This window comes from Bacteroides sp. 1001136B_160425_E2 (genome assembly GCF_015559655.1).
GTDB classification, from domain to species: domain Bacteria; phylum Bacteroidota; class Bacteroidia; order Bacteroidales; family Bacteroidaceae; genus Bacteroides; species Bacteroides luhongzhouii.
The window spans coordinates 87,847-101,036 of record NZ_JADMQH010000013.1; the positions used below are offsets into that span (position 1 = coordinate 87,847).

At 38.1% G+C, this 13,190-nt stretch carries 5 protein-coding genes; all 5 read right to left on the reverse strand.

Features of this window, described 5'->3' with window-relative positions:
• Positions 1-5: 5 nt before the first annotated feature.
• The 5 genes from I2I04_RS14330 to I2I04_RS14350 all read right to left on the reverse strand — a co-directional run bounded on the left by I2I04_RS14330 (position 6) and on the right by I2I04_RS14350 (position 12,677).
• The gene (locus I2I04_RS14330) at positions 6-1,829 is read right to left on the reverse strand and encodes a cellulase family glycosylhydrolase (protein WP_143259830.1); all 1,824 of its coding nucleotides are present in this window, start codon (positions 1,827-1,829) and stop codon (positions 6-8) included.
• Positions 1,830-1,841: 12 nt separating this feature from the next.
• A complete protein-coding gene (locus I2I04_RS14335) occupies positions 1,842-3,464 on the reverse strand; it encodes a SusD/RagB family nutrient-binding outer membrane lipoprotein (RefSeq protein WP_143259832.1) in 1,623 nt (540 codons plus the stop codon).
• 11 nt (positions 3,465-3,475) lie between these two features.
• The gene (locus I2I04_RS14340) at positions 3,476-6,688 is read right to left on the reverse strand and encodes a SusC/RagA family TonB-linked outer membrane protein (RefSeq protein WP_195655309.1); all 3,213 of its coding nucleotides are present in this window, start codon (positions 6,686-6,688) and stop codon (positions 3,476-3,478) included.
• Between the two features lie 32 nt (positions 6,689-6,720).
• Positions 6,721-8,538 carry a glycoside hydrolase family 2 protein gene (locus I2I04_RS14345; RefSeq protein WP_143259836.1) on the reverse strand — a complete coding sequence of 606 codons (1,818 nt, stop codon included), beginning with the start codon at positions 8,536-8,538 and terminating at the stop codon, positions 6,721-6,723.
• 179 nt (positions 8,539-8,717) lie between these two features.
• Positions 8,718-12,677, reverse strand: a complete 3,960-nt coding sequence (locus I2I04_RS14350; protein ID WP_143259838.1) for a hybrid sensor histidine kinase/response regulator transcription factor — start codon at positions 12,675-12,677, stop codon at positions 8,718-8,720.
• Between the last annotated feature and the right edge of the window lie 513 nt (positions 12,678-13,190).

Sequence of the window (13,190 nt, forward strand, 5' to 3'; positions counted from 1 at the left end):
CCTACTTACTTCTTTATTTTACAAACCTCAAATTTATCAAGGATAGGACTTCCCATTGGTTCCGGAGTGAAAGATATTGTGTTTTTACCAGCCGAAAGATTTACAACAGTCTTTGTATCTGTAAATTCACTCCACCAACCTCCGGAGTTCGGACAAGGTATCATTTGCTTCACTCCGTCATTCACTTGAGAGTAAATCCACACGTCAGTACCACAAACGTAACGAATCTTCAAATAATAAACTCCCTCCTCTTCAACAGTCACATCAAATTTCAAATTAGAATCTCCCCAAAAATGATTCACATGTTTTCCTCCTGAAGCCGCAGCATTGTCTTCTATAATCATAGTGCCTCCGCCTTTTTCACAATCCTCTGCCTCAACAGCATAAATGGTAGTCAGTTCCGCTCCTTCTCTCCCTAACAATATATCGACTAAAGTGGCATCCTTCAATCCTCCGTCAGGAGTACAGAAACCAAAGAGCGCATTGTATTCCCATGCACCATAAGAAATCTCGGTCTCATTAAAAATAGAAACTAAATCACGATACCACGCATAACGTGAAGTCAGATTAGAATAAGGCAGGCAACCAAATTCACCACAATACAATTTCACTCCTTTTGACCGAGCTGCCGTAACAGCCACATTGATGTTATTCAAAATAGATTCACGGGTATATTCCTGTTTATAGGGACGCACAATCTCCTGTTGATCCGCAGGAAGATTATTGAAATCTTCATCTCTGACCAAAAGTCCCGGATAATTCAATGGTAAATTAAGATTGGCAAAATCTGTCCAACTAGCATGATAGTGAGTCAACAAGTAAGGCTCATAATAATGGAAAGTCAACATTATATTTTTATCTTCACTTGGTATCTGCAAATCACTTATTGTAGACACGCTATTCCATAAGTTAGAACCAATTATCAACATTCTTGCCGGGGCAACTTCACGCAATTCTGTTATCAGGCGATTCACTAACGTATTCCAAATATCACTGCTGGGAGCTACAGGTTCATTCAGTAACTCATACGCTAACATATCATCAGGATATTGTTGAAGCTTGTCATGAATTGTTTTCCACATCCGTACAAACTTATCCTGCTCTTCTTTACTAGTCCATAGAGGTTTATTATCCGCTTCATAATTATGGGACCGCAGTATATGAAAATCAAAAATCAATCTCATATCATACAATTGGCACCAATCTGCAGTTTTATATATCAGATTCAAAGTTTCTTCATCGACTTCACCTGATTCCGTAAACAACTGCTCTTCATCCACCGGTAACCGCAAATGGTCAAATCCCTGCTGACTTAAAAAGATAGCATCAGTTTCCTTAAACTTATTCTTCCTTTCTTCTCCTCTTGCACTACTTTGTGAGAGCCAATTACCGATATTCACTCCTTTGTGAATTTCAAAACCAGAAAACTCTCCGCCAATACCCGTTGAGTACACATTAAGGTTCACTTCCCGAGTGGTTTCATAGCTGGCAGTACTTACAACCAACTTCAAACGATAAATTCCCGGAGTCTCATTGCTGTATTTAAATTCATCTCCAGTTCCCTCTTGTACTCCATCCACATACCATACAGCTTCTGCATATTCAAAAGGAGTATAAATAGCCTTTATCGTAATTGTCTCCCCCTGCTTTACATTGAGTTTTCCCAATTCCCCATTTTCACCTTTCATTGGTAATGTAGGACTTGTTGCAATGATGCGAGGATAATTATCTGCTGAAATAGATTCTTCTGCCGCATCATCATTGCACGCGGCTATTAGTACATAAAAACTAATAAAAAAAATTGATTTTATAATATTCCATGTTTTCATAATCATAGTATTTTATTCTTTGTCCCACCAAATTCTACAATTCCAGTTATCTTCTCCTCCCATTCTTCCGACTGCTTCATAATATCCGGTCGGATTATAAGTCTGCTCAAATAACGGGTACTTCAATCTTCTGGGAATAGTACGGGAGTCTTTGACTGCCGCGCCATATTCTGTTGAAGGTTTCAATACAGGATATCCCGAACGTCTCCAGTTAGAATAAGCTTCTGACGGATTAATCAAATGTAAAATCCATAATTGCTCATTGATAAATTGTAATTGTCCATCTTTATCTGATGGTAGCGGATTCCGGGACAGATAACTGGCCATTTCCGTATTGGAGACTTCTTCTCCCAGATCAAATTTTTTCAGTAATCCCATGGCTGCCTTTACTCCATTTGAATAATGCACCTCTACTGTTTTACTGTCATTTATGGCCGGCCAGCGAAGTTTTGCTTCTGCCAGTAAAAGTTCTGTCTCTGCATAGCTCATAAAGATGGCAGGAGAATCTCCCTTTATAAATCCCTTGTTCAGTTGTGGACGACATTCCTTTCCGTAATACGTATCTCCATCCATAAACCCAGCAGGCCAATTATCCCACCAATAGAATCCTGGTTTTACTGCTTCTATTGATTCCAGTTGCTTCGGGGCCTTCTCTATAATAAAATCCGTCAAATCTGTTCTTAAAAATGGATCTGTTGAATCTTCCGCATAACATCTTCCTAAAATCAACAGACGGGGATCATTGGTCGTTTTTAACTTATCCCACATCGTAGTACAGAAATAACACATAGGAGCATTCTCCCGGCTACGCCACAACTGCGCCAAGCCATTACGTCTGAACTCCGTTTCGTCCCAATCCAATAAATCCATATAATGAATTAATGCATCATCTCCAGCCCCCAAAAGCCCCGATTCAATATTACAAATAGCAGTCACCCATTCTTCCGCGAGCTCCGGAGCTACTTTAACCAATCTCATTGCAATACGAAGGTTTAAAGTATTGGCAAACTTTCTCCACTTCTTTAGATCACCACTATAAATTATATCACCGGTCAGTTTATCAGCATTTTCATCCAGTTGCTCCTCCGCTTCCAGAAGTTCTTTATGCATGTCTTTATAAATCAATTCCTGCTCATCAAACTTTGGGGTAACATTTCCTGTTATATACCCCTGCTCTGCCTCAAAATATGGAATATCACCATACATATCAGTCAGGATAAGAAAAAAGTAGCATTTCAGAATCCGGGCCACCGCATTTATATTTTTCTGTTCAACATCCGCCTCCGTTCTCCAAAGAATATCCGCCAGATTTTTCAGATGACAAGTATAAATACGCTCCCATGGTTGTTGAAACTGTGCATCATCAATCAGGTATTCGCCACCAAAATGCGTTGCCGACCAGTCACCTTGCAGTTGTTGAACAAAACCTGAATAATAATAGGCAAACGGTTGTTCCATCAGCCAATCACCACCCATACATAATTGTATGTAGGATAACTGTGAGTTCGGATCGATAATCGTAGCCACTACTGGATTTTTATTAAAATCCTCATAGTCTATGCAACTACTAAATCCCATCAAAAGGACACTTAATAGCAAAGAGTGCATCCACTTTATATTCAATATTCTTTTCATAATCGGACAATTTAAAATTTAATATTCACATTCAATCCAAAACTTCTTCTGGAAGGTAACGAACCATATTCCAACCCTATAGCAGAAGTATTATAATTTGAGTCCGGATCAATATTCGGTACATTTTTATAGATAATAAAAGGATTTCGCGCAACAAATGAAACACTTAACGATTCAACATAACGCTCTATCAACTTTTTGGGAAAGGTATATCCGAATGTTAACTCACGCATCTTGACGTAACTATTATCATAGATAAAAGGTGAAGCTGTCTTATCACAGATATATCCCCAATAATCGTATGGAGCAATCGCTTTGGTATTTTTCACCCAAGATACATTGCCTGCGGCATCCACTTGCTTAACAACTCCTTCTGCAACATACCCACCGGTAGATTGCCAATTTCCTTCAACAACTCCAGCTTCCAAACGCTGTTCTTCCGATTTATGCCATTCGTCACGTCCCCTTACAGTATATGCTGCCTTACCTGATTTGGCCAAGCCACGTGCCGTCATGGAATAAATATCTGCTCCTACTTTAATATCAAAAATTGCCGATAAAGTAAATTGCTTATATCTGAAAGTAGTCGTTAGTCCCCCTGTCCAATCCCAGGTTGCTTTCCCTAACTTTTTCATATCACTGGTTATTTCAGGCAAACCGGAATCAGCATTGATAATCACGTCTCCCTGTTCATTTCTCAAGAAATCCTGCCCCATAATCACTCCGTATTCTTCTCCCGGAACAGCCAGTACCTTTACTCCCAGCCAACGGGCAGCTGCCAATTCCAGACTCTCGATTCCTGTTGACAAGGACTTCACTTTATTACTATTCTTCGAGAAGTTAAAATTAAAATCCCAAGAAAAATCTTTCGTTTGAACCGGTGTCGTATTCAATGCAATCTCTACTCCCGAGTTTTCTATTTCCCCTGCATTTATCAGTTTGGTACCATAACCTGATGTTACTGATGTGGCAACATTCATAATCTGATTATTACTGTTTTGTTTATAGTAAGTAAAATCCAATCCGATCCGGTTATTCAGAAACTTTAAATCCACTCCAATCTCAAAAGAATTGGTTTTGGATGGTTTCAGGTCTTTATTAGGAATAGTACCCGTACTAATATATCCCGTAGAATAATTACCAAAGGTTTTGTCCGTCATAATGTAGTTCAAATCCAACATGAAAGGGTCTGCATCACTACCGACTTGTGCCCAGGAAGCTCTTAATTTACCAAATGAGAAAATCGGATTCGGCTTAATCAATTCTGAAAACAAGAAGCTTCCACCAACTGAAGGATAAAAATAAACGTTATTGTTTACCGGCAGTGTGGACGACTGGTCCCGTCTTAACGTCACATCTGCATACAGTAAATCTTTCCAAGAAAGGTTTACCATTCCAAATAACGAATTAATCTCTTTACGCCAACTACCTTCCGTAATCTCTTTTTGCAGGAAACTTTGCAGAGCCACTGTCTCATGCATTGACATATTTTTAGCTGTTATGGTATGGGACTTATTATCTACGTGATACACATTCCCTCCTAATGTAATTCCATAATTGAAGCGTTTGAAGCTATTTTGATAATTAGCCATAAACTCTACATTATAAGACTTATTTTCAAAAGTTCTTTTTTGTAATTGTCCCAATAAAGTACTAGGGGTAGAATATGGAATATAATCCATAAATGAGAAGTTCACGTTTTCACCACCACCGGTCAATTTGAAATACAGATTCTTATTTACACTATATTTAAATGAAGCGACCGCAAAATACTGGTCTTTCTGTGTCGTATTCTTCATTGCATATTGCACCCAATAGGGGTTGATATTCCAGACATCTCCTCGATTCCAGTCGTAGTAGGTTCCATCCGAATGTATATAATTATCCTTCAACCATACCTGATCAAAGTTTCCTGCCAGATTCATCAGATTGTTAGCTACATTCGTTCTCGAGTCTGCCAATGCCGGACGGTTCTTTACATATTCATTTACGTAATTGACTTTGAAATCAACTTCCAGTTTCTCTGCAAGCTTAAAGAATGTTCTTAAATCAATCGTATTCCTGCTTATCTTGGCATTAGGCATAATATCCTTATTAGTCAGATTCGTATATGACAATCTTATACTGTTGTTCTCTTTGGCAGAACTTAGAATCAAAGAATTTGTGGCTGTAACACCTGTGTTAAAGAATCCCTTTATATTGTCTTTCCTGTATATAAAAGGACGAGTCACTCCATCAAAATACTTAAAAGCAATTCCTTCATCGTATCTGGGTCCCCAACTGGCACAAGCCGATTTTGCATCATCATCATTCAGATTTATTCTTCCATCCCATCCCTGACCGAATTCTGTCTGAACATCATCATATTCTGTAAGTTGCTTTTCAAAAGTAACGGTTGAGTTTACCTCCACTCCTATCGTCCTGCGATTCTGATTCTTTTGTGCTTTCTTGGTCGTTATAAGAATAACTCCATGCGCAGCACGACTACCGTATAAAGCAGAAGCAGCAGGACCTTTCAACACAGACATGGATTCAATATCATCGGGATTGATGGACGAGATTCCATCTCCCAAATCATATCCTCCATAAGCACCGGCCGAACCGAAATTAGAATTATCCAACGGTACACCATCTACTACATAAAGAGGTTGGTTGCTACCAGTTAAAGAAGTATTACCTCTAATAATTACTCTCGTACTTCCGGCTGGGCCACCAGCTGTTTGAGAAATGACCAGTCCCGGAATCTTACCAGCCAATGCATTTATAACATTGGTCTCTTTCGCTTTTTCAAGTTCTTTTCCTTTCACGTCACTGACAGCATATCCCAAAGCTTTCCTGTCACGTTTAATACCCAAAGCAGTCACTACCACTTCATCAAGTCCGGCAGTTTCCTCTTTCAATACAATATCATAGGTACGCTGTGAATTGATTTTCAGTTCTTGTTCTCTATAGCCGATATAACTTATAATGAGAACACCACCGGGAGGCAGCACGATCTCAAAATTACCATTAACATCGGTTACCGTACCATGTGTCGCATTCTTAATTTTCACAGTCGCCCCTATCAGTGCCTCTCCTTTCTCATCAGAGACTTTTCCTTTAATCTTCCAATATTGCTGTTGCTGGGAACTCCCCGTGTTTTCCAACGTAGTATTTGCATAACTTCCTTCAGACCAAAGAAAAGCCAGCAAGACACAAGCCATTAAAAATCTTAATTTTTTCATATTGTATTAAATTTATAAGAGTTATTCTATTACTAACGCAATGCATTACATATCTTCTCATTTATTTTTCGTAAGCGTTCTTCATCAAGCTTTATAACCTTACGGTCATAAGTCAGTAAACCATTTATTTCAATCTCAACATCAGAGGTTTGTGTATAAACAGCAGCGGAAAAACCTCTCGGAATAAGTTTATACAGCATATCCGCATATTTCTGATATTCGTCAGTAGCCTCTTGAGAAGAATTGAATTGTACGTATCCCCAATTCTTATCCGGTTCCCACAGATGTTCTTTACAGATCATACCAATTCCACCGAACTCTCCTAAAACATTTGCTCTTTGAGCATCATAAAGATACATTTCAGGAGCCGGATAATTATGTAAGTCAAGCATATCCCCACATGTATAATGATTGCCGCCACTTGCCGGATTCACTAAACGAGACGGATCATATTGTTTGGTCCAAGCTGCAATCTCCGGTGTTTTAAATTGTCCCCAAGCCTCATTAAATGGAATCCAGACACCAATACAAGGATAAGAATATAAGTAATCAATGACTTCTTTCCATTCCTTACGATAAATCGCTTCCGATTCTGGAGAACGTTTAAAATCAATACCATCAAAATAACTCCGGTTTTGCCATTCATAATTACGATCACCACTTGGCATATCCTGCCACACAATAATCCCTAGCTGGTCGCAATGTGTATACCATCGGGCCGGTTCCACTTTGATGTGTTTACGAATCATGTTAAAGCCAAAGTCTTTTGTCTTTTGAACATCATAACGCAAAGCCGCGTCACTGGGAGCTGTATAGAGGCCGTCAGGCCACCATCCCTGATCCAAAGGGCCAAATTGAAACAAGTCCTGATTATTTAGTTGCAACCGCACTATGCCATCCTTATCCCGTCGGGTTGAATATTTCCGCATGGCGACATAACCATTCACCTTGTCCATCGTTTTGCCATTGCTTTCCAAAGTCACCTCTGTCTTATAAAGAAAAGGAGATTGAGGAGACCATAGTTTGACATTTTCAGGCATTGCCAGTTCAATAACCTGTTTATTTACAGCTACTCCTTCAGCAACCAGCTGTTCACTATCAAATACTTTCACTCTTACCCGGCCGGTAAAGTACTCACTGGTAGTAACCGCCACATTGATTCGACGTAAATCAATATCAGGCGTCGTACGCACGTTTGTGATATGGCAAATAGGTACAGGCTCCAGCCAAACAGTCTGCCAAATACCTGTAACAGGAGTATACCAAACACCTTCGGGACGTTCCACTTGCTTTCCTCGTGGTTGTACTCCTTTATCTGTCGGATCCCAAACACGAACAGTCAGCTTATTTCCTCCTTTTTTTAAGGCGGAAGATATATTAAATGAAAAAGGTGTATACCCACCTGTATGTTCTCCTACTTTAATATCATTCACCCATACATCGGTTTTCCAGTCCACAGCTCCGAAATGAAGAAGAACATTCATTCCATTCCACTTCTCGGGTACATTAAATATACGGTTATACCATACTTCCTTTTCACCTCCCACTCTTTTTCCCACTCCGGACAGTGAAGATTCAACAGCAAAAGGGACTAATATCTTACCATCATACACAACGGGGGCTTCCATACCTTTAGGAACAATGGCATAATCCCAACAACCGTTCAGGTTCATCCATTGGGGACGCTCCATTATGGGCCGCGGATACTCCGGTAATACATTATTCGGGTCTATCTGCTCCCCCCATCGAGTCTTTATTTTGTCACCTGCCGGCGACCATTGCGCAAATGCTGCAACATTAAAAATCAATATAAATAAGAATAAAAAAATAGGCCGGATGAAGTTCTTCATAAATTGCTTCGTTTAAAGTTAATAATAGATTTGATACTTTGTTTTCACGTATCCAAAAGTAGCCACTACCCTCTAAATTCAGTAGAATTATTGAAGCTATTCATATAACAATCGAATCAAAATCTTCATTTGATTCGATAATTGCCTATGTAGAAAGGATAATTGCAGAGAAAGGTTGTCTACATCTCCACAAAGTCCTTTGGAAGTACCCCAAATTGTTTTTGGAAGCACTTTGCAAAATAAGAAGGAGTACTAAAACCAACCGCATAACAGACTTCATTTATTTTATAAGATTTATCTTTGAGAAGTACAGCTGCTTTCTTGAGACGCTCTACCCGAATATAATCATTGGGAGTCATATCAAGTATGCCTCTAATTTTCCGGTTCAAGCTGGAACGACTCATGTTCAGTAACTGTGCCATATTATCCAGATTAAAATCCGGGTCCTGCAAATTATCATATACTATTTTATTCAATTCTTCCAGAAAAACCCTATCGGCATTCGTTTGTGCCATCGTTGCTGTAAACACAAAAGGAGAATGGCAGAATGCCTGTCTTAGTTTCTCACGATTACAAAGCAGGCTCTCAATTGTAGCTATCAAATATTCTACAGAGAAAGGCTTTTCAATATATGCATCTGCTGCCAGCCTCAATCCCTCTATTTTCGATTCAAGATTTGTTTTGGCAGTCAACAGTAGTACAGGGATATGACTATACGTAAGATCTGTCTTCAATTGATGACACAATTCCATCCCGTCCATCCGTGGCATCATAACATCGCTAATCAATAAATCAATATTTGCATTCTCCAATACTTCAAGAGCTTCAACTCCGTCTTTTGCTTTCAGAACAACATAGGCCGAAGATAATTGTTTAGCTATAAATGCCAGCATATCCTGATTGTCCTCCACTATCAGAATTACAGGAAGATGAGTTCCCTTTTCCAGTTCTTCTGCCATCAGATTTTCAAGATCTGATGTTTTTTCTTCCTCCTCTAATACATTCTTCTGTAATTCCTGTGCTTCCTCTACATGGCTGACTGGAATTTCTAATGCAAAACAATTGGCTCCTTCCATATTTTCAAGACATAAGGTTCCATGATGTAACTCTGCCAAAGAACGTGCCAAAGCAAGACCGAGACCGGTACCGGAAGCATATTTTTCGTTGTTCTGAACCTGAACAAAAGGTTGAAAAATCTCTTCCCGCATATGAATGGGAATAACAGACCCGTCATTGCATACTTTTATTATAAAGCTGCTTGCATTGCACTTTACTGTTATAGTTATATAAGTAGTTGCAAATTTCACAGCATTACTCAACAAATTGCTTATAATTTTAATCAACGCTTCGCGATCGACAGCAGCGGAAATCTTTTCCGAAGGCAAATCGATAGAAAGTTTTATATCTTTTTGTCGTGCCAAAGATGTAAAACGGATATAAACTCCATACACTATTTCCTGAATATCACATTCAGATAAAATGAGTGTGAAACTATTATTGGCTGTTTTGCGAAAATCCAACAACTGATTTATAAGATTCAATAAGCGGTCAGAATTTTGCTTCATGATAACCAAATCCTCCCGCACATCATCTGCTAAAGGTTTATCTTTCAAGATACACTCCAAAGGACCTTTGATTAACGTCAACGGAGTCCGTATTTCATGTGCTACATTCGTAAAAAAGTTAATTTTGGCAGAATAAAGTTCGCGTTCTTTCCTTTGCTCAAACTTTTCCATTTGCTGCATATGCTTGCGAGCCATCCGACGCCTGGAATATCGTATAATAGCATAAAAAGCACACAATAATAAAAGAAGATAAACAGCATAAGCCCATCCCGTCAGATAAAACGGCGGACGAATATAAATATGTAATTTTAATGGCACATCATTCCAGACTCCGTCACTGTTCACTCCTTTTGCATAAAGGATATACGGTCCATATGGCAAATTAGAATAACTGACTAATGATCCCCTTGCTTCATACCATTCTTTATCAAATCCTTCCAACTTATATAATAGTTTATTCTGATCTAAAGTAGAATACCCCAGTGTCGCAAAGCGAAATGAGAAGGAATTTTGAGATGCGGTCAGTTCAATGGAGTCTGACACCGTTATACTCTGTTTCAAAGGTGATCCTTTTGTATTTGGTATTACTTCTTTATTGAAAATCATAAAGTCCGTTATCACCAAAGGAGATACATAATCATTATCGATAAAAGTAGACGGATCAAAAGATATAAGCCCTGTAATACAGCCAAAATAGATTCTTCCATCCGCCGTTTGATGACTTGAACGGTAATTAAATTGATTGCTCAATAGTCCATCGGCAATGGTAAAGTTTTTAATAACTTTGGTGTCCGGTTGGAAACGAACTAGTCCTTTGTTTGTGGTCAGCCAAAAAACACCACGCTTATCTTCTATAATCTGATGAACAACATCACTTGGTAGTCCGATAGAATTCGAATCATAACATTCGAAAGTTCCGGAATCTGAAACCAATCGACAGAATCCTCCACCTTCAGTAGTAAACCATAATTGATGACGGCTATCTTCAAAGATACTTAGAATTTTATCAGAAGATAAGCTTAGTGAATCATTTTCCTTATGGTAGAAATGAATACACTTTTGCTTCTCTGTTTCTAACTTATACACTCCATTAAAGGTTGCCAACCAAAGGTGTCCTTTTAGGTCTTCATGCAAATCATAAATCAAAGTAGGTGGGACAGATTCAATTCGTGAAAAGCAATCATTCTCATTATGATATTCAAATAGTCCGTCAGCAGTACCCAGATATATTTTACCGGACACTGTGCGTCGAATCACAAAAATATCACTGGAACTCAACCCACAGGAATCTTTTTTCCGGTAAGTTTTCACAGCATTCGTCTGTAGATTGATTCGATTAAGTCCTCCTGAAAATGTACCAATCCACAAAAATCCATTCTCCAGACATAATCCATGAATATTATGATAAATAGAATGATGATGGAACGGTTTCAGCTCCTTTGTCGTAGGATTATAATAAAACAAACCTTTATCCTCTGTACCAATCCACAAATTTCCTTTTTCGTCTTCTACGATTTCCCGAACACGTTCACCCAGTTCTTCCATTCCTTTATGAGGATATATTTTCTCAAAGAATGTATATTGTTTAGGGTAATAGTTTATTCCTCCAAAATAAGATCCAATCCACATTCCTCCTTCTTTATCTTTATATAAAGAATAGACAACATTATCTGATAATGCATAGGAAGTTCCCACCAAACTTTGAATATGGGTTATAGAACCTTTCTTGATGTTATAAGTATAAATACCGGATTCCGTACCGATCCACAACTCATTTTCAGAATAGAGCGCAATTTCCCGCACGTAAACATCATCGCCTTTATCATCTACAGATAGCAACGTACGGACTTGCCGGGTCGCCAAATTGATTTCTTTCAAGCCTTTAGTCAAGCCAACATATAACAGATTCTCTTCTCCTTTAATTATTTTATTGACTACTTCATTCTTAAAGGGTTGGGTACCATCCTGTGCGATAAAAGGATATACAGTGTTGAAATTATCAAGAGTAAAATACAGATTATCGGCATAAAAAGCTCCCCAACAAGTTCCCTGATCGAACAAAAAGTTTTTCATACCGGCCCAGGGTATTTTTAATTGTACCAAATCTTTTTGTTGTGGGTGAAAACAAAAAAATCCATCAGCAGAAGAGATATAAATGCCATCTTTATTCTCATCAATCATATATACAGAACGGGTAATACCTAAACCATCAGCAGTCTTTACATCAAAAAAATATGTATTCTCACATGAAATAGAATAAATATAGACTCCGGCATCGGTACCGATCCAGATCTGTCCGTCCTTATCTTCATAAAGTGCAGTAACACAATTATTACCCAGCATACCATTAGCTTTGCAATATACTTGAAAAGAAGTTCCATCAAAGCGATTCAATCCATCTTTAGTGCCAAACCACATAAAACCAAGATGATCTTGCAGAATAGCATATATACTATTCTGTGATAAACCATCATTAATGTTCCATGAACGGAAATAATATTGATTACTAGTCATTAAATTAGCGAATAGCAATGCAGGACAACTAATTAACACTAATAACAAAAATCTTTTCATAATATTAGATATTTAAAAATAAGCCTCAATCACATAGTGAAATCACTCTGCATATTTAGTCTCTCACCTTGACAAATATACAAAATATTAGTAATTGACAACTATTTCACTATTATTTCCTATTAAATAAATTAGGAGAACTTCTTTCTATTTTACAAAAAGTCACTACTGACACTTTGTAATTCTTAATCTATCAGAAATCGCTTCTTTCCTCCCTTTACGCTGGAGTAAAGTATTTCTGCCAACGTAGAGGCATTTAACAAAGTCACTATTATATAATCAAGCATGATATATACACATTTTGATAGATCAAGAAAACTTTTAAAATCTAAAAAGCATCATCTATACCAATAAAGTTCCCTTTTATTCTTTTCTATTTATCATTATCAAAGACCGAAATAGAAAAATCAATGGAAGGAAAGTAGAAAATACTAACAATATTTACGACATAGCGACACTATCCCAATGGTTTGCTTACTCTATCCATAGCTTTTGGTGACATTATCCGCATCT